This window comes from Crenobacter intestini, assembly GCF_004919095.1.
Classification (GTDB): Bacteria; Pseudomonadota; Gammaproteobacteria; order Burkholderiales; family Chromobacteriaceae; genus Craterilacuibacter; species Craterilacuibacter intestini.
The window spans coordinates 49,314-68,257 of sequence record NZ_STGJ01000017.1 but is presented as its reverse complement, the minus strand read 5'-3'; the positions used below and the strand labels follow the sequence as shown (position 1 = coordinate 68,257).

15 protein-coding genes are annotated in these 18,944 nt (G+C 66.0%); 8 read left to right on the top strand and 7 right to left on the bottom strand.

What is annotated here, in order from left to right; all coding sequences use genetic code 11:
• The coding region (gene ubiU, locus E5K04_RS13765) for a ubiquinone anaerobic biosynthesis protein UbiU (RefSeq protein ID WP_136555098.1) at window positions 1-807 on the bottom strand (807 nt) is incomplete at its 3' end.
• A gap of 231 nt (window positions 808-1,038) precedes the next feature.
• On the opposite strand from ubiU, the gene E5K04_RS13760 reads away from it, so the two are divergent.
• From E5K04_RS13760 to E5K04_RS17010, 6 genes are read left to right on the top strand one after another with little or no spacing between them, the layout of a single operon-like run.
• A complete protein-coding gene (locus E5K04_RS13760) occupies window positions 1,039-1,599 on the top strand; it encodes a GspH/FimT family pseudopilin (RefSeq protein WP_136555096.1) in 561 nt (186 codons plus the stop codon).
• A 2-nt stretch (window positions 1,600-1,601) separates the two neighbouring features.
• Window positions 1,602-2,051, top strand: coding sequence for a type IV pilus modification protein PilV (gene pilV, locus E5K04_RS13755; protein WP_136555094.1), 450 nt, complete (start codon window positions 1,602-1,604; stop codon window positions 2,049-2,051).
• Window positions 2,048-3,067, top strand: a complete 1,020-nt coding sequence (locus tag E5K04_RS13750; protein ID WP_136555092.1) for a prepilin-type N-terminal cleavage/methylation domain-containing protein — start codon at window positions 2,048-2,050, stop codon at window positions 3,065-3,067. The genes pilV and E5K04_RS13750 overlap by 4 nt, the downstream gene beginning before the upstream one ends.
• On the top strand, window positions 3,064-3,627 hold the full coding sequence (locus E5K04_RS13745) for a pilus assembly PilX family protein (RefSeq protein ID WP_136555090.1): 564 nt from the start codon (window positions 3,064-3,066) through the stop codon (window positions 3,625-3,627). The genes E5K04_RS13750 and E5K04_RS13745 overlap by 4 nt, the downstream gene beginning before the upstream one ends.
• Window positions 3,624-7,160: a pilus assembly protein gene (locus E5K04_RS13740; protein WP_205700377.1), complete on the top strand. Its 3,537-nt coding sequence runs from the start codon at window positions 3,624-3,626 to the stop codon at window positions 7,158-7,160. The genes E5K04_RS13745 and E5K04_RS13740 overlap by 4 nt, the downstream gene beginning before the upstream one ends.
• Before the next feature lie 40 nt (window positions 7,161-7,200).
• Entirely contained in the window at window positions 7,201-7,581 is a 381-nt protein-coding gene (locus tag E5K04_RS17010; RefSeq protein WP_328591043.1) for a type IV pilin protein, read from the top strand.
• A gap of 144 nt (window positions 7,582-7,725) precedes the next feature.
• Here the strand turns inward: E5K04_RS17010 and E5K04_RS13730 are convergent, their stop codons facing one another.
• From E5K04_RS13730 to E5K04_RS13705, 6 genes are all read right to left on the bottom strand, one after another.
• Window positions 7,726-8,358, bottom strand: a complete 633-nt coding sequence (locus E5K04_RS13730) for a type IV pilus modification PilV family protein (RefSeq protein ID WP_136555087.1) — start codon at window positions 8,356-8,358, stop codon at window positions 7,726-7,728.
• The gene (locus E5K04_RS13725; protein WP_136555085.1) at window positions 8,355-10,160 is read right to left on the bottom strand and encodes a DUF342 domain-containing protein; all 1,806 of its coding nucleotides are present in this window, start codon (window positions 10,158-10,160) and stop codon (window positions 8,355-8,357) included. Before E5K04_RS13725 ends, E5K04_RS13730 begins: the two co-directional genes overlap by 4 nt.
• Entirely contained in the window at window positions 10,157-10,741 is a 585-nt protein-coding gene (locus E5K04_RS13720; protein WP_168929234.1) for a prepilin-type N-terminal cleavage/methylation domain-containing protein, read from the bottom strand. The genes E5K04_RS13725 and E5K04_RS13720 overlap by 4 nt, the downstream gene beginning before the upstream one ends.
• Window positions 10,738-11,220: a pilus assembly FimT family protein gene (locus tag E5K04_RS16675; protein ID WP_168929233.1), complete on the bottom strand. Its 483-nt coding sequence runs from the start codon at window positions 11,218-11,220 to the stop codon at window positions 10,738-10,740. Before E5K04_RS16675 ends, E5K04_RS13720 begins: the two co-directional genes overlap by 4 nt.
• Complete coding sequence (locus E5K04_RS13710) at window positions 11,217-11,630, bottom strand: type IV pilin protein (protein WP_136555110.1); 414 nt, start codon at window positions 11,628-11,630, stop codon at window positions 11,217-11,219. The genes E5K04_RS16675 and E5K04_RS13710 overlap by 4 nt, the downstream gene beginning before the upstream one ends.
• 70 nt (window positions 11,631-11,700) lie before the next feature.
• Window positions 11,701-12,084, bottom strand: coding sequence for a SirB2 family protein (locus E5K04_RS13705; RefSeq protein ID WP_136555081.1), 384 nt, complete (start codon window positions 12,082-12,084; stop codon window positions 11,701-11,703).
• A gap of 70 nt (window positions 12,085-12,154) precedes the next feature.
• On the opposite strand from E5K04_RS13705, the gene recC reads away from it, so the two are divergent.
• Both recC and recB read left to right on the top strand, forming a co-directional pair.
• Window positions 12,155-15,376 (top strand): exodeoxyribonuclease V subunit gamma, encoded by a 3,222-nt coding sequence (gene recC, locus E5K04_RS13700; RefSeq protein ID WP_136555079.1) that lies wholly within the window; start codon window positions 12,155-12,157, stop codon window positions 15,374-15,376.
• Window positions 15,373-18,930, top strand: a complete 3,558-nt coding sequence (gene recB / locus E5K04_RS13695) for an exodeoxyribonuclease V subunit beta (protein ID WP_136555077.1) — start codon at window positions 15,373-15,375, stop codon at window positions 18,928-18,930. The genes recC and recB overlap by 4 nt, the downstream gene beginning before the upstream one ends.
• The last annotated feature ends 14 nt before the right edge of the window (window positions 18,931-18,944 follow it).

The window sequence follows — 18,944 nt, the reverse complement described above, 5'->3', positions numbered from 1 at the left end:
GACGCCGATTTCCAGCAGGGACGGCAGCACCTCGAGCACGTTGAGGCTGGTCGGCTCTTCCAGCGCGTAGTAGGTGTCGCCTTCGACGTCGAAGCGCCCCTTGCACAGCGTCGGGTAGCCGGCCGCCTCGCCCGCGCCGTAGCGGTCGATCAGGATGCCGTTCAGCCGCGACGCGGTCGCCGCGCCTTCCTGCTCCCAGCGCACGAACTTGGCCGGTGAGCACACGCCGTGGGTGTTCGGCGACTCGCCGGTCGCGTAGCTGGAGAGCAGGCAGCGCCCCTCGACCATCACGCACAGGCTGCCGAAGCCGAACACCTCGATCTCGACGTCGGTGTGCTCGATCACGTGGCGCACCTGGTCGACCGTCAGCACGCGCGGCAGCACCGCGCGCACCACGCCGAAGCGCTCGCGCGCGAGGTTGACCGCCTCGTAGTTGGTCGCCGAGCCCTGAACCGACATGTGCAGACGCAGTTTCGGGTGGCGGCGGCAGGCGTAATCCATCAGGCCGATGTCGGCGAGGATCACCGCGTCGACGCCGAGGTCGGCGGCCTGGTCGACCGCACGGTGCCAGCGCGAGATGTCGACGCCCTGCGCGAAGGTGTTGATCGCCATCAGCACCTTGCGCCCCTTGTCGTGCGCGTAGCGGATGCCGGCGGCGGCGGATTTCTCGTCGAAGTTGAGCCCGGCGAAGTTGCGGGCGTTGGTCTCGTTCTTGAGCCCCATATACACCGCGTCGGCGCCGTGGTCGATCGCGGTTTTCAGGGCGGGCAGGCTGCCGGCGGGGCAGACCAGTTCGGGCAGACGCATAAGTGAGGCTTGCCAGGATGCAAACCCCGAGACGCTACCAGAAGCATCCCAGTGTGCCCTTGCGTCAGGTCAAGCGTTGACCGATCTATGTGGCAGTCAGGCCCTGAGCGTGGGGCAGGGGGGCGGATCCTTCAAGCGATGCGGGTATCTTGAATGATTGGTGGATGGCGGTCTCTACCTTTTTTGCATACAATCCACTTGGGTATTTAAATAGACTAGTGGACGTGGCATATGTTTAAGGCTTCTCCTCGCTTATACGTCCGTCCGGGGCCGGGTGCCGTTTTATCTCGCGGGGTGACGTTGATCGAGCTGATGGTCACGCTCTCTGTCTTTGCGATTCTGGCGGTCATGGCCGCGCCTTCCTTCAGTGCAATGATGATCGGCAACCGCATCGTTGCGCAGACTAACGAACTGATCGCGGCCTTGCATTTTGCCCGTTCCGAGGCGATCAAGCTCAACCGCAGCGTGACCTTCTGCAAGCTGGATACCGAGACATCGAATGCTTGCTCAAGCGTATCCGGAACATGGGCGTTCTGGGGGGTGCTCTCGCCCCACGGCGTTGTCCGCAGAGGTTCAATTCCCCCTGGGAATGGCCTGCTGGTGGGGACGAACCTGCCTGCCTCCGGCTTGACGTTCAAGCCGGATGGACTCGCATATGTTGGTGCTTCGCTGGCCGACCATCGGCTTGAAGTCTGGTCGTGTGGCGCCGGCCGCCCGCAGGACAACCTCAACACCATCGGGCTGGGCGCAGGGAGCCGGCTTGCCATCACCAAATCAGCTAGAGGGTGCTAACCATGGCCAACATCAGGCGGGGAGGGGGGGGCGCTCTTCAGAGAGGGTTCAGCCTGCTGGAGGTTTTGGTCTCCATCGTCGTGCTGTCCGTCGGTTTGCTGGGCGTGGCGGCCTTACAGATGGCTGGGTTGCGTTACAACCAGAGCGCGGCAGAACGCAGCGCCGCCGTGATCCAGTTGCATTCCATCGAGGACGTGTTGCGGGCAGACCGTGCGAATGCCATTCGCGGTGATTTCAATCTGGCCATCGACGAGCCGGCGGGCAGCGGCGACAGCTATGTCACAGACGCCTTGCGAAAGTGGCGGGGCGAGATTGCCAGCACGCTGGGAGAGGGGGCTTCGGGCGGGGTCCGGTGCGATGGCGCCAAATGCCGGATCGAGGTCCGTTGGGATGACTCCCGCGCGAGCGAAGGGGATTCGCTGCAGCAAGTTGTCACCGAGGTTTATCTATGAAGCCAATGTCCGCTTCCGGGCCGCGTGTGCGCCGCCAACATGCCGGGTTTACCTTGGTCGAGTTGATGGTGGCGGTTGCTGTAGGTTCGCTGATCCTGGCCGGTGTGACGAGCATCATCGTCTCCAACAAGCAGGGTTATCACAGCGCCGAAGGGTTGTCGCAGATGCAGGAGAGCACGCGTACCGCCATGGCCTTGCTGGAGCGCTCGATTCGTGGCGCGGGTGCGACCGTCTGCGGCAATGGGGAGCGTGTAAGCAATGTGCTGAATGATCAGGAGGCGGGCTGGACATGGGCAACCGGGGCCTTGCAGGGATTTGACGGCGACCATCCCCTACCGGGTGTCGTGATCGGAACCGGTGAAAGGCAACGGGTGGCAGGAACCGATGCAATCACTGTGCAGTCTGCGGCCGAGTCGACCTATGCCATCGAAAGCCATAACCCGAGTTCCGCCACCATCGAGCTGAAAGGGGGCACTGGCGATCTCAAGAAAGACGAGATCCTGATGGCCTGCGACGCGGATCATGCCGCAATCTTTCAGGCCACCAATGTGAATGATTCCAGCGGCAAGCTCGTGCACAACAGTGGTTCTGGCACGCCGGGCAACTGCTCGAAAGGACTTGGCTACCCGGCCGATTGTAGCCATGCCGTCGGTAATGCATACGAGTTCAAACCGAATTCGACGCTGGCCAGACTGTCTTCGGTGTCCTGGTATGTCGGCAACAACGGCCGGGCCGGCGAGGGTGGACGGTCCCTGTACCGTGCGGCACAGGGTGGTGAGCCGCCTGTTGAAGTGGTGGCCGGGGTCACCGATCTTCAGTTGCGCTACCGTGCCGCGCAGTCCGCCACCTGGCTGGATGCCAGGGACGTGACGGATTGGGGCGAGGTCGATACGGTGAGGCTGACGCTGACCGTCGCCAGCGGCGAGCGCAATGCCGCGGTCGATTCAACCCAGCCGGATGGCCGGCTGCTCAGGCAATTCACCCAGTTTGTTTCCCTGAGGAACCGCACGCTATGAGCAGGCGTTCTGTCCCCCGCGGTTTCCCGTCTGCAGCAAGGCAGCGCGGCGTGGTGCTTTTGGTTTCCATGATCCTGTTGCTGCTTGCCACCGTGCTGGGCCTGTCCAGCATGCGGAACATCCAGTTGCAGGAGCGGATGAGCGCCAACAGTTACGACCGGACGCTGGCTTACCAGTCGACAGAGGCGGCCTTGCGCGCAGCCGAGGCCGCGCTTGTTGCCTCAACCGACCCCGCTTCCCTCGCGCAGCGTTGTGATGGTTCCACTCCGTGTGATGTCGTGCCGGCAGAGGATGCCTCCGGCTGGAGGGACGTGCCAGAGGACTTCCGGCTCAATAGCGAGATGTTGCCGGGTAACGCGCAGTATTTCATCCAATTGATGAGCGAAGGCGCGCCATTCGGTCTGCCGGAACAGTCAGGGAGTGCGCTCTCCGGCCAGTATGGGGCAGGCGGCACGCCGGTTGCCCTGTCGTTTCGCATCACTGCCCGCAGTCATGCGCCAGAGACGGGCAGTGGACGCGCGCAAGTCCACTTGCAAACCATCTACAGGATCGAGCGATGAGACAACAAGGGAGGGGGTTGCGGAGAAAGGGCGTCGGGCTGGTGTGGATGCTGCTTGCGGGCGCGTCGGCGGGATTGCTTGGGTTGGCTCACGCAGCGCCGGTGGAAATTGCATCTGCTCCACTTTATGTAGGCGGCTTTGTTCCGGGTAACCTGTCGCTGGTGCCTTCGGTCGAGTATCCGACCATTATCAGCCGGGCCAATCTGGGTGGCTATTCTCTCAGTGCAATATATGCAGGCTACTTTGATTCTGGAAAATGCTACAAATATGTAAAGGGAAGTAGTCCGGCGGAAGAGTATTTCAGCCCGGTATCCTTCCTTGATAAAGGTCAGTGCAAGGGCAAGGGCGAGTGGAGCGGGCATTTCCTAAACTGGGCAGCGACGCAGACCATAGATCCGTTTCGCTCTGCATTGACGGGAGGCTACCGGGTAAAGGATGTGGCCGGAGAAACATGGCTGGAAAAGGCGTGGCATAATCGAAGCGACCTTTATCCTGACCTGACGGCGAGTGCTGCGGGTGTGACACCGTATAACTGGAAGAATATCTCAATCCGTATCGCAAATCTCGGCAACAGGATGCGGTTTACCGGAACAGGTTCTTTAGGTGGTTCAAGCAATGCTTCATATTCTGATTCCGCAACGCTGGATCCCTCGAAAGTATACGAAGTCTACGTCCGGGTGAAGGTCTGTGTCCCCGGCCTGCTGGAAGACAATTGCAAGCAGTATGGGAGTGGATGGAAGCCGGAGGGCCTGATTCAGCAATATTCGGACTCCTTGCGTTATAGCATTTTCGGTTATCTGAACGATAGCAATGCCATGCGTGACGGCGGTGTGATGCGGGCGAGGAAGAAGTTTGTGGGGCCGAAAAAGCTGAATCCAGAAACCCAGCTTTGGGAGGACAATGCGGCTTTTGAATGGGATACGCAGAGCGGTGTGCTGCGAAGAAACCCGGACTGGCAGGACGCAGCCAATACGCCTGCGGGCATCCTAGATAGTGGCGTTATCAACTACCTGAACAAGTTCGGGCAGATGACGTCCGGAGCACATAAATCGTTCGATCCGGTTAGCGAACTTTACTATGTAGCGCTGCGCTACTTCAAGAATCAGGGAAATGTTTCGGATTATTCGTCGCTGTCCGGAAGTGGTGCCCAGAAATACGCGTTGGCGGACGGATTTCCTGTTATAAGCAATTGGGATGACCCGATCCAGTACTGGTGTCAGAGTAATGTCATTCTTGGTATTGGTGATGTTAATAGTCACCGGGACAAGAACCTGCCAGGAAATAAGGATACAAACGGTGAGCCGGCCATGCCCGCCGAAGTGAGAAGTGATGGTACGGTTAATGTGGTCAGTTCTACGGTGAAAGTTGGACTGCTTGAAGGTGTGTCGACCAAGACGCCATTTAACGGCAATTATAATTCGGCATATATGGCAGGGTTGGCTTACGATGCGCATACCGTCGATATGCGTCCGGATCTCGCCGGGCGGCAGACGCTGTCGACCTATTGGGTCGATGTCAGGGAAAACGGTGTCCTGAAACCGCGTGCTCAAAACCAGTACTGGCTGGCGGCCAAATACGGCGGGTTCCGGGTCCCGGAAGGATTCCAGCCCTATGCAGGGACGACCGTATCGATTGCGGACGCGCTATGGCATACCTCGGGCGAAGTCCTCTCCAGTGGAGACAAGCGGCCGGACAATTTCTTTGTCGCCAGCGACGCCCGCAGGATGATAGACAGCTTGACCAAGGCTTTCGCACGGATCGCTGCGGAGCGTACCAGTTCCGCTTCTGCGCTGACCGCATCGGGCAGCGAGGTGGGCAATGGCGTTACCGTGTTCCAGACTAGCTTTTCCAGCAGCAACTGGAGCGGGGACCTGACCGCCTACGCGATCGACCCAGCGACACAACGACCGGATGTCGCTCCTTTATGGTCGGCGGCAGCCAAGGTTCCGGCTCCCGGCTTGCGCAAGATCTTCGTCGGCAGGAATGGGAGTCTGGCGTCTTTCACGCCTGAAACCGTTGGTGCGCTGGATGCGTCGCTGGTCAATTACCTGCGTGGCGACCGAAGCCAGGAGCAGCCGGCAGGTGTTTACCGTACTCGTGGCGGAGTGCTGGGTGATCTTGTCAACTCGGCGCCGGTTTACGTAGGTAGCCCCGCTCCAGGGCGCTATCCACGGGATGCCGGCTATGCAAGCTTTGCCAGCCATAACCGGAGCCGCACGCCAGTCGTGTACGTAGGGGGTAACGACGGGATGCTGCATGGCTTCGATGCGGACACCGGGGTTGAAACCTTTGCCTTCGTGCCGGACGCGGTGTTGCCATCCCTGGCCGACTACGCAATGCCGGGTTATAGCCACCGTTATTTTGTCGACGGCGAGCTGACGGTGGCCGACGTTTATCTCGACGATGAATGGAAGACGGTATTGGTTGGGACGCTGGGGCGTGGCGGACGTGCGGTTTACGCGCTGGACGTGACGGATCCTGCCAATGTCAAGCTTCTGTGGCAGAAGGGTTCGGGTGATATTCCGTCGCTCGGGCAGGTCATCGGCAAACCGTTGATTGCGCGCATGGAGCGCGGGCATTGGCAGGTGGTGGTGGGCAATGGCCTGAACGGGAGTACCGGCGAGGCAAGCCTGCTGCTGCTCGACCTTGAGGATGGCGACGTAACCGTTGTCGCGACGCCGGCGAGTGGTGGCAATGGCCTGTCGGCCGTTGACGTCTGGGACACCGATGGTGACGGTTACCACGATACAGCTTACGGGGGCGATCAGGCCGGCAATATCTGGGCATTCACGTCGCTGGACAAAAATAAGCCTCGGGCGCGCCTGTTGTTCTCCGCGAAGGACGGACTGGGCAATCCGCAGCCGGTTACGGCAGCACCGATTGCTGCAATCGACCCCAAGTCGCGCAAACGCTGGGTATTTTTCGGCACGGGACGCTTTCTTGGGGAAGGAGACCTGAGATCCAAGCAAGTTCAAACCTGGTACGGCCTGATCGATGACGGAACTGTGATTGGCGGTCGAGGCCTGCTTGCGGAACGCAAAATCAAGGAGGATGCCCTGTTGGCAGGCCGGATGGTGAGGGTGCTGGCAAAGGCCGACCCGAGCGACCTGTTGTCGAAAAAGGGATGGTTTATGGATTTGAAGGGTTCTGGTGTCAAGATCGGAGGCGAACGGATGGTGGTCCCCAACCAGATCCGCGGTGCCAGCTTGGTCGGTACTTCACGCATTCCTGATGCCAGTGATCCATGCCTGCCGGACGGACGAGGATTTTCGATGGCCATCAACCCATTTACCGGCACAGCTTTGGAGCGAGGCTTCTTCGATGTGGACGGTGACGGCAAGGTCGATGAGAACGACATGCTGGGGGGCAGCTATGTGAGTGGAGTGGGTTTCGATAGCAGCCCGAGTGCGCCCATCTTTGTCGGAAACAATATGTTGTCCAGCCTGGAAAATGCCAGCCTTGCTCAGCTTGTCACGTCGGGTGGTTTTGGACTTGCCAAGCGCATGTCCTGGCGAGAAATTGTTGGAGACTAGGATGCGCTTAGCGAGTGCCTGTAGGGAAAGGGGCTTTACCTTGATCGAGCTGATGATCACGGTGGCGATAATCGGCATTATTGCTGCAATTGCCTACCCCTCATATCAGCAATACGTAACGCGTAGTTACAGGGAAAAGGCCAAGGCCTGCCTGTCGGAGTACGCCCAGTTCATGGAACGCCATTACACCACGCATCTGAGCTATGTGGGCGCGATGCCGACACTTTTCTGCGCTACCGAGAGCGGGCTTGGCGAGCGCTACCGGTTTGAGGTCGTCTCCGATTCGGCCCGGTCGTATACAGTTTCTGCCCGGCCACAAGGCGTGCAACTGGGGCTGGACGCACAATGCGGTACGCTGACTCTGAATCAACTTGGTGGCAAGGGCGCATCTGGAACGGGTGGCGCAACACTTTGTTGGTAGATGCGGGCACGCATCCTTTTATTCTTGTGCTCAGATGGTTCGCATTCCCCTTTACAAGAGGTTGGATTGGCAGCATGAGCCACGGGATCGGGCCCGGGCGGGCGCGAACACATTCTGCGGGAGACGGTGCGCAGTTGCCCAGTGTCAGCGCGGGCCGCAATTTGCCGTCGCGCTGCCGTGCGTGTCTTTGTGGCTTTGCTTGCCGAACACCGTCCATTCAATCAGGCTGCCCTTGGCCGCGCGACTTTCGCAGCGCCAGCGGCTCTCGCGGTTGTCCGCTCCCGCCTTGCTGCAGCGCCCGGCGGTCACCTTCGCGCTGAGTGCGTGCTTGTCGCCGCTGACGGTCAGCACGGTCAGGCAGGTGTCGGGTACTGGCACGTCACTGCCGGGTTCGGACGCCTCGGGCGGCGGCGCCGTGCAGTCGGTGCGCGGTGAGGCGACTTCCAGCGTGCGCTCGCTGCCTTCGGCGTCGTGCCAGCGCACCGCGACGGTGGTGGTGTCGGCGCCCTGCGTGGTACGGCAGCTGAACGCGACCACCGGCACGCTGGTTTCCGGGTGGGCCGGCGCGAAGTCCGCATTCGCGCACAGCACGGGTACGCATGCCTTGCCTTCTTCCAGCGCGCTTTGCGCAAGGTTGGTCGCGTAGGCGTAGTCGCCGGCATCCTGTTCGCCGAGCTGCAGCGCGCTTTGCAGGCGCAACAGCGCGAGCACGCCGAAAGCCAGTACCAACAGGCTTACCAGTACCCCGATCAGGCTGAAACCGCGTGCGCCCCTCATGGTTCGCCTCCGCCGTCTATCCAGCTGCCGGGCAGCGCACGGTAGGCAGCGCTGTTGCTGCCTCCGCCTTCCGGTTGCTCACCCTCGCCGGGCTGACCAGGCTTGAACGAGTCTGGCAGATTGGTCAGGTCTATCGTCGTGCTGCCTCCCCAGTTGTTGCTGCTGGCAGCTCCTTGGCTTGCAACGGTGACGTATCCCTTAATCACGGTGCTGCCACCACTATTGAGCCGATTGCCGGCCATTACATTGCCGTGGACGGTGTTGCTGCTGCCAAGCGTGATATTGCCGCCGATATAGCGGCTGTCTTGGTAGTGCCCTGCCAAGTAGGCGATATTGCCGCTGGTCTGACCCAGAAGCTGCTGGGTGTGCGTGTTGCAGTAGTCGGTGGGGTACTGGCCCGGGTAGGCCGCATTCGCGCAAACGCCGGCGTAGCCTATGTAGTTCAACGCGTAAACCAAGTGGCGATCCTTGTTCAGGATGTCTCCGCTGGCGAAGAAGCTGTTGTAGTAAGTGCCGTTGCCCGCCTGCAGGTTGCCGTCGAACCAGGCCAAGCCGGGGGCGAGGCTCTCTCCGTTCAGTACCCAGTTGCCTTTGCTGTCGACTTCCAGGCAACGGTTCCAGTCCGAGAAGCCCTGGCACAGTCGGCCAACGGTCGGCGAGTCGCAACGCCCGTCGCTCCTGACTGTCCTGCATAGATAGTTTTCATGATTGTTGGCATTCTTCCCTACGCGGTAATCGCCATCGGGAATGCCGTGCACGGAGCGGACGCGCACCAGAATCTTTCCGGCGGTGTCCCGGCTGAAGTGATAATGGGCAAGACGCTCGTAATCGTTGGCGTCCACCCGGACCCTTTGCAAGGTCACCGGGGTAGGGGGTGTGATGGGTACCTTGAGGCCGGGCTCCAGACGCACCTTGATCGAAGAATTGTTCTGGTTGTAGCTCGCCTTGCCGCCGACTTCGGCATTCATCACCCCTCCCCAGCCCTCGACAGTAAGGTTCCGCTCGGTCTTGAGGGTGCTAATTGTGCCGCTGGTTCTACTAGTGACCGAGCCTTGCGCCTCCAAGCTGCCTAGTGAGGATGCCCCCCCTGTGACATTGACCTCTCCAATTGCTTGCAGTTGATCAATATGCCTGCCTCCGACACTCGCGTTGCCCCGAGCCAGCGCGACGCCAATGCGGGCACTATCCACGGTGGTCAGGTTGCCCAAGGTGCTGACCCGTTGGTACTCACCATTGCGCAAGTAAATATTGCCATTGGCGCCCAAGACGTTGACGGTCTGGTTGCCGCCGATGGTGATGTCACCTGTCGCCAGTAGGGTATCTACGCCTTGTATGGATCCATTGAGCGTCACATCGCCATCGACGCTGATCTTGGCATCCTTCCCGCCTTTAATTTTGATCGAGCCAGACAGGTTCAAGTCGTGGTTGATCTGCATTGCGTTACTGCTGGAGGGGGGCGGCGGAGTCGCGGTATCGCGTACGAAGGTGCGCTGGACGCTGACTGTACTGTTATCGGAAAACCCGGTGCTGATCACTCGCAACTGGTCTTCGTTCTCCTGGTAGCGCAGAGTGTAACGGGTGGGTTCCGGGCTATCCGGTCGGCTGCCATCCAGCTCCAGCGCCTTGCTCGCGAGTGCCAGTCCTTCTTCGGCATTGCCCAGTGCGACGTGGTAGCGCTGTTGCGCCTGCGCGTTGAAATGTTCGAGCACCACGTGGCGTGCACCGTACAGCACGACGAGCGCGGCGAGCGCGAGCACGGTGACGATGGCGAGCAGGGAGACCGCGCCCCGTTGTTTCTTCATTTGCTTTCCTCTGAGATGGCCGGGCGGTTGCGCGGGCTGACCGTCGCCTCGAACAGCGCGGCCGGCAGGCCGTCGGCGCGGATCAAGAGGCGGATGTCGACGCCCCCCTGGCCAACCCGGTGGAAGGTCAGCGCGTCGACCGAGCCTGCCTTCGGCAGCGTCAGGTCCTGCCAGTCGGCGTCGGGCGCGTCGCAGCGCCAGCGCTCGCGCGGCACCGCCAGCGACTGCACGCGGCCAACGCCGTTTTCGGTTTTCAACCTGAAGCCGCGCCACAGGCGGCCGTCGTCGGCCTCATCCGGCGGCGCAGCGTACGCGAACAGCACGCAGTGGCCGTCGTCGCCGATGCGGATCTGCCCGAAGTCGGCGGCGTCACCACTGCCGGCGTAGCCCGCACGGCGCAGGTCCATCGCCATGGTGCTCATCGCGGCGTCGCCCATCGCGCGCAGCGCGGCCGCGCGCCGGTCGCGCCCCTGCTGGCCGGTCAACTGGACCAGCAGCTCGGTGGCTGCGAGCAGCAGCACAAGGCCGATCGCCAGCCCGACCATCAGCTCGATCAGGTTCAGGCCCCCTTGCCGTTTCATCCGCATCTTCCGTGCTCCGCGCTGACAAAGCCGGTTGCCAGCAGGGTGACGCGGCCGGGCGTGCAGCCCGATTGCGACAGCGTGAACACTGTGCTGCCTGGCGCGCCGCCCGCCTGGTAGGGCAGGCCCTTGAGCGGCGAGAAGCGGATCGGGGCGCTGCCCGTTCCCAACAGCACACCGCGGTAGTCGGCGCCGTCCACGCACAGCCACGCCGCGTCGCACGCGGCATTGGCGCGGGCGTCGGCGCGTAGCGTCCAGCGTTCGCCCGGCGTGGCGGCCAGCCAGACGGTTTGCTGCGTGGTGACCGCCTGCTTGCGCGCGTGGCGCAGGGCGTCGGCGACCGCGTCGGTCGCGCCGGCGAGCCGCTGCGCCGCGAACCAGCGCGCGAACGACGGCGCGGCGACGCTGAGCACGACGGCGAGCACGGCGAGGGTGACGACCAGTTCGATCAGGGTGAAACCGGGCGCGCGGCGCTTCATCGCCAGCACGCCTCGGGGGTGCGCACGCTTCGGGTGCCGACCTGCTCGAGGCGGATCACCCGGCAGGCGCTGTCGGCCGCCTGCGCGCCGGAAACGTCGGCGCGCGCCTCGACCCAGAACGCGCTGCCGGCGCTTTGGCCGGCGAGCACGCCGGTCGACAGCAGGTAGTCGCCGTTTTCGCTGCGCTCGGGAACGGGCGTCGAGAGTCCGGCGAGGCTCGCCGCGTAATGGTGGTTGAAGCCGCGCTCGCGCACCTGTGCCTGCTGCACGCGGGTGATGGCGGACAGCGCGTCGGCGCGCCGCGCCTTCTGCACGTATTGCTGGTAGGCAGGCAGGGCGACGGCGGCCAGGATGCCGACGATGGCGACGGTGACGGCCAGTTCGATCAGGGTGAAGCCTCGGGTATGCATCGCCTTATTTTCGCGTGGATTGCCTACCCTTTGAGCATAGTTGGCGCCACCGCCGCCCGCCGCTCCGCCCTTACTGGATGAAGGGCAGCACCAGTTTGGTCTTGGCGACCGCGAAGATGTAGAAGAGCAGCGCGAACGAGCCGATCAGCGCCAGTTGGCGTGAGGCAAGCGTGCGCCCGCGCTTGAGCGCGACGGTGCCCAGCACGATGTAGGCGATCAGCGCGACGATCTTGGCGACGATCCACGGGCTCGACAGCGGCCAGTTGCCGAGCACCACCAGCGCCGCCGCACAGGCGAGCAGCAGGGTATCGATTACATGCGGCAGCACGCGCACGAGCTTGTGCTGCAGCAGGGGCGAGCCGGACAGCATCAGCCCTCCGCGCAGCGCGAACGAAAGCGCGGTCAGGTAGGCGAAGCCCATATGCGCATGTTTGATGATGAGGTAGCTGCCCATTCGTTTGTCCTTGCCGGTGGCGTTGTTTGGCGATGTTACACTGACAGTCTTCCCCGCCACGAGTTTTGCCATGCTGCATCTTTATCAGTCGAACCGGCTCGAGACGCTGGGCACGCTGTTCGCGGCCGTCGGGCGCGAAGCGCCGCTGGCCGACCCGTTCGAGGCCGAGACGGTGATCGTGCAAAGCCGCGGCATGGGCCGCTGGCTGACCCTCGCGCTCGCCCGCGAGAACGGCGTGTCGGCACACGTCGACTACGTGCTGCCGGCGGCGTTCGCCTGGCAGCTGATGCAGAAGGTGCTGCCGGGCCTGCCCAGGAAGTCGCCGTTCGCGCCCGAGGTGCTCGCCTGGCGGCTGATGCAATTGTGGCCGACGCTCTCCGGCGCGCCTTACGAGGCGCTGACGCGGTATCTTGCCGGCGGCGAGGCGGCGGCGTTCGAGTTGGCCGGCAAGGTGGCCGACGTGTTCGACCAGTACTTGGTGTTCCGCCCGGAGTGGATCCGCGGCTGGGAGGCGGGGCAAGGCTTCGGCCTGGGCGAGGACGAGGCGTGGCAGGCGGCGCTGTGGCGGCAACTGGCGGGAAGCGACCCGGGCCGCCACCGGGTGCGCCTGCTCGACGACTTCCTGGGCGGGCTGCGCCGCGAGCACCTGCCCGAGCGCGTGACGCTGTTCGGCATCGCCAGCCTCGCGCCGATGTATCTGGCGATGGTCAAGCGGCTGTCGGAACTGACCGATGTGTGCCTGTTCACGCTGAACCCGTGCGCCGAGTACTGGGGCGACTTGGCGCAGGCGCGCCGGCAGGGCGTGGCCGAGGCCGCGCCGGTGCTCGCTGCGCGCGAGGGGCATCCCTTGTTGGCGTCGCTCGGCCGCCAGGGGCGAGACTTCTTCGACCTCATCGCCGGCGATACCGATTTCGACCCGCACCCGCTGTTTACCGCGCCCGACAGCGACCGCCTGCTGGCCCGCCTGCAGCGCGACCTGTTGACGCTCGACCACCCGGGCGCGCCCGGCTACCAGACGCACTCGCTCGCCGACGGCGACGACTCGGTCGCGTTCGGCAGCGCGCACGGGCCGCTACGCGAACTGGAGATGCTGAAGGACCGGCTGCTCGCGCGCTTCGCGGCCGATCCGACGCTGACGCCGGCCGACGTGGTAGTGCTCACCCCCGACATCAACGCGTACGCGCCGTTTATCGACAGCGTGTTCGCGCCGCGCGACGACGGCGCGCCCAACGTGCCGTACACCATCGCCGACCGCACCGTGCTTACCACCTCTCCGGTGCTCGCCGCGTTCGAGGCGGTGCTGGCGCTGGCCGATTCGCGCTTCGAGGCCGACCGCGTGCTCGCGCTGCTCGACTGCGACGCGCTGCTCGCGCGCTTCGGCCTCGACGCGCGCGACGTGCCGCTGATCCACGACTGGGTGCGCGAGTCGGGCATCCGCTGGGGGCGCGACGCCGCGCACAAGGCGGACCTCGGCCTGCCGTCCGAACCCGCGCACAGCTGGCGCTGGGGGCTGGACCGCCTGCTGCTGGGCGCGGTGCTGCCCGACGCCCTGGCGGGGACGCACCGCTCGCCGCTCTTCGGCGCTCTGTTGCCGATGAAGGGCGCGTCCGGCCAGCTGGCCGAGACGCTGGCGCGTTTCGCGCGGCTGGTCGACGCCTTGTGCGCGCTGGCCGAGGCGTGGGCCAAGCCCGCGTCGCCCGCGGCGTGGGCGGCGCGGCTGCGCGCGGCGGCAGATACGCTGATGCTCGCCGAGGGCGACGACGAGGCGGCGCTCACGGTGCTGTTTGACGCGTGCGCCGCGCTGGAAGAAGACGCTTGTCTCGCCCGTTTCGGCGGCGAGGTGGGGCTCGCGCCGGTGCGCGACACCGTCCGCCGCGCGCTGACCCAGAGCAGCGGCACCGGCTTCCTCGCCGGGCGGGTGACCTTCTGCGCGATGGTGCCGATGCGCTCGATCCCGTTCCGCCTGATCTGCCTGATCGGCATGAACGACGGCGCCTACCCGCGCGACGAGCGGCCGGTCAGCTTCGACCTGATCGCGCGCTCGCCTAAGAAGGGCGACCGCTCCCGCCGCTTCGACGACCGCTACCTGTTCCTGGAGGCCATCCTCTCCGCGCGCGAGGCGCTGTACCTGTCGTGGGTCGGCCGCTCGGCGCGGAGCGACGAGCCGCTGCCGCCGTCGGCGCTGGTGTCGGAGCTGGCCGACTGCCTGGGCGCGATGTGCGGGGGCGACGTGCTAGCCCACCGGCTGGTCGAGGCGCCGCTGCAGGCGTTCTCGCGCGAGAACTACCGCGCGGGCCGCGCGGGCGGGCCGAGCTTCGAGCCGGCGTACTACGCCGCGCTGGTGTCGCCCAGGCTGGCGCCGCCGTTCGCCGGCGCGCTGCCGATCACCCCGCCCGAGGTGGTGCCGCTCTCCGCCTTGCTCGCGTTCTGGCGCAACCCGGTCAAGGGGTGGCTCGCGCACGCGCTGGGCGTGCGCGTGTACGGCGGCGAAGAGGCGCTGCCGGTGGCCGAGCCGTTCTCGCTCGGGCGCGATACGCGGGTCGCGGTGCGCACGCCGCTGGTGGAGGCGCTGTTCGCGCGCACGCCGCTTGGCCCCGCGCGCGACCGGGTGCGCGGCATGGGCCTGTTGCCGCCGGCCGCGCTGGGCGAGGCCTGCCTCGAGGACGAGGTGTCCGCCAGCGCGCGCTTCGCCGCGCGCCTGCCCGCGGCGCTCGCCGAGCCGGTGCTGCCGCCTTTGCCGGTGTCGCTGTCCATCGGGGGCTGGCAGTTGTTCGGAGAGCTCACCGGCTTGCGCGCGGCCGGGCTGATCGCGCAGGTGCCGCGCAAGGCAAACGCGGCCGAGCGTGTCGCGCTGTGGCTGAACCACCTGGTGCTGTGCGCGTGCGCGCCCGACGGCGTGCTCGCCAGCTCGCAACTGGTGGCGGAAAAGGACAGCTTCGTGTTCGGGCCGATGCCGAGCGAGGCGGCGTGCGAGCTGCTCGCGCCGTGGCTTGCGTGGTTCGCCACCGGCGTGCGCGAGCCCCTGCCGTTTTTCGCGCGCACCAGCCTGGCGGCGGCCGGGGCGCTGGAAAAACCCAGGAAGGGGGAGACCGACCCCGCCGCGGGCGCCTTGCAGGCCGCGTACGCCGAGTGGGCGCCGCCTGCCGGTTCGAACAAGTACCCGCAGCGTGACGAGATCGCCAACGAGCGGGTGTGGCGCGACACCGACCCGCTCACGGACGTGCGTTTCATGCAGATGGTCGAAGTGCTGCTGCGGCCGATGGTCGCGGCCGAGAAAGGGGAAGAGGCATGAGCGCGCCCTTAATTACGCCGCTGGACGCGGCGAACTGCCCGCTGTCCGGGGTCAACCTGATCGAGGCGTCGGCCGGCACCGGCAAGACCTGGACGATCGCCGCGCTGTTCGTGCGCCTGCTGCTGGAGGGCGATGCGCCGCCCGCCGTCGACCAGGTGCTGGTGGTCACCTACACCAAGGCGGCGACCGCCGAGCTGCGCGGCCGCCTGCGCGCGCGCCTGGTCGAGTTGCGCGACTGCCTGGAGGACGAGTCGCTGGCGGCCGACCCGCTGGTGGATGCGCTGCGTGCGCGTTTCGCGGGCGAGGCGCGCGGCGAGGCCGTCGCGCGGCTCACCGCCGCCATCGCCGGCTTCGACGGCGCGGCGATCTACACCATCCACGGTTTTTGCCAGCGCGTGTTGCGCGAGGCGGCGTTCGAGAGCGGGCAGACCTTCGAAGCGGAGCTCATCGCCGACGACACGCTGTTGCTCGCCGAGTTGGCGGGCGACTTCTGGCGCGCGCGGGTGGTGAACGACGCGCAGCTCGCGCGCCTGATCGCCGAGACCGGGCAGACGCCCGAGGCGTGGCTCGCCGAGGTGCGGCCTTTTCTCGCGCGGCCTTACCTCGAGCTGGAAGAGCCGCGCAAGGCTGATTTCACGGCGCTGTTCGCCGCGCGCGACGCGGCGTGGCAGGCGCTGTGCGCGGCCGATGTCGCAGGTGGTACCGCCTGCCTGCGCGCGGCAGACGGGCTGAATGGCCGCTCGTACAGCCCGGCCATCATCGGGCGCGCGTGCCGGCTGCTCGAACACCTGTGCGCCGACGCGCGCACGCCGCCCGAGCCGGACAGGAAGGTGCTGGACCTCTTCGCCAAGTTCACGCCCGCCGCGCTCGAAAAGGGCGTCAACAAGGGCAAGACCCCGCCGGTACACCCGCTGTTTGACGCGCTGGAAGAATGGCTGCTGGCGATGACCATGCTGCAAGGGGCCTTGGGCGGCGAGCTCGCCCGCCTGAAACTGGAACTGGTGCGCTGGATAGACGGCGAGCGCGCGCGCCGCCGCCAGGCGACGCGCACCCGCGGCTTCGACGACCTGCTGACCGACTTTGCCGCGGGCCTGGCCGACCCGGTGGCGGGGCCCTTGCTCGCCGCGCATGTGGCGCGCAGCTTCCGCGTCGCGCTGATCGACGAATTCCAGGACACCGACCCGGTGCAGTACCAGGTGTTCCGCCGCTGCTTCGTCGAGGCGGGCGCGCCGGTCTTCCTGGTCGGCGACCCCAAGCAGGCGATCTACAGCTTCCGCGGCGCCGACATCTTCGCCTACCTGGCGGCCCGCGACGACGCGCGCCACCACTACACGCTGGACGTCAACCGCCGCTCGTCGGGCGAGCTGGTCGGTGCGGTCAACGCGCTGTTCGCCAGGCCCGCGCCCTTCGTGCTGCCGGGCATCGAGTACCACCCGGTCGGCTTCGACCCCGCGCCGCGCGCGCGTCTGGAAGTCGACGACCAAGACGCGGCGCTGACCTGGCTGATAGCGCCGGCCGCAGGCAAGCCAGTGTCCAAGGACGCGGCGGCCGAGTGGGCGGCGAGCGCCTGCGCCGACGAGATCGCGCGGCTGATCCGGTTGGGTGCGGCGGGCGGCGCGCGCATCGTGTCGGGCGAGCGCGCCAGGCCCTTTGCCGGAGGCGACGTCGCCGTGCTGGTGGCGACCCACCGCCAGGGCGAGACCATGCGCCAGGCCTTGCGGGTGCGCGGCGTCGCCAGCGTCGCGCTGACGCAACAGAGCGTGTTCGCCAGCGTGGACGCGCGCGAGATGCTCGCGCTGATGCGCGCGTGGGCCGAGCCCGCGTCCGAACGCTTGCTGCGCGCGGCGCTGGCCACTTCGCTGTCCGGGCTGTCTGCCGCCGAACTCTTCGCGCTGGGCGAGGACGAGACGGCGTGGGAGGCGGCGCTCACGGCCAACCTCGCCGACCACGCGCGCTGGCGCGACCAGGGCTTCGCCGCCGCGTGGCGCGCGTTCAGCGTGCGCACGGGCCTGCCGGCACGGCTGATCGACGACATGGACGGCGAGCGGCGGCTGACCAACCTGGCCCACCTCTGCGAGCTGATCCAGGCCGAGGGCGACGAGCGCTCGGCGCTGGCGCCCTTGATGGCGTGGTTCGAGGCCAAGGTGGCCGACCCGGGCGCCGGCGAGGAGGCGATGCTCAGGCTGGAGACCGACGCCGACCTGGTGAAGATCGTCACCATCCACACGTCCAAGGGCCTGCAGTACCCGCTGGTGTGCTGCCCCTTCCTGTGGGACGGCGCGCTCGAGCGCAAGGAGACCGCGTTCTGGCGCTACCACGACGGCGCGCACTCGCGCGTGGTGCCGGCGCTGGACGGCACGGGCGCCGCGCGCGACGCGGCCCGGCGCGAGATGCTCGCCGAGAAGCTGCGCCTGTTGTACGTCGCGCTGACCCGCGCGCAGTACCGCCAGCTGATCGCGTGGCGGCCGGTGTCGGGCATGAAGACGGCGGCCTTGAGCTGGCTGATCCACGCGCAGGGTGCCGACTCGCTGTCCGCGATGGAGGCGCTGGAGCTGGGCGACGCCGAAGTCGCGGCCGGCCTAGCGCTGCTCGGCGCGCGGCTGGGGCGCGCGATGCGGGTGCGCGAGGCGTCCGCCGACCGCGTCCATGTCGAGCCTGCGCTGCCGCCTGACGAGCCCTTGCAGTTGGCGACGCTCGCGCGCCCGCTCTACACGCCGTGGCGGGTCAGCAGCTTTACCGCGCTGACCGCGCGCGCGCATGGCGCCGAGGCCGAGGCGCCCGACCACGACCAGGCGCTGCCGCCGGCGGCGCCCGACGCGCCGGACAGCCTGCTAATCGAGCCGCGCTTCGCGTTCGCGCGCGGCACCCGCGCCGGCATCGCCCTGCATGCGCTGTTTGAACGCATCGCGCCTGCCGCGTCCGAGGACACGATCCGCGAAGAGGCGGCCGGGGTGCTCGCGCGTTTCGGCCTTGCCGCCGACAACGTCGACGGCGCGTGCGACCTGGTGCTGCGCACGCTCGCCGAACCGATCGCGCCGGGGCTGACGCTGGCGGACATCCCCGCGCGGCGCCGGCTGACCGAGCTCAACTTCACGCGGCCCCTGGGCCGGCTCTCCGCTGCGCGCCTGCAACGGCTGCTGGCCGACCCGGCGCTGGGGCTTGCGCCGGCGTTTGTCGCGGCCCTCGCGTCGCTCGACTTCCGGACGGTCGAGGGTTACCTGACCGGCTCGATCGACCTTGCCTTCGAGTCGGGCGGGGTGTGGTACGTCGTCGACTACAAGTCCAACTACCTGGGCGGCACGGGTGCCGATTACACGGCCGGCAAGCTCGAGACGGCCATCGCGCACGCGCACTACTACCTGCAGTACCTGTTTTACGCGAGCGCGCTCAGGCGATATCTGGCGAGCCGCGGCATCAAGGCCCCCCGCATCGAGGTGCGTTACCTGTTCGTGCGGGCTCTGGACGGCAGCGGCGCAGGCCAGTGGCGCGATACGCCGTCGATTGCGCTGCTCGACGCGCTCGACGCCCTGTTCGAAGTGAAGGCGGGCGCCTGACAACCCGGGAGACA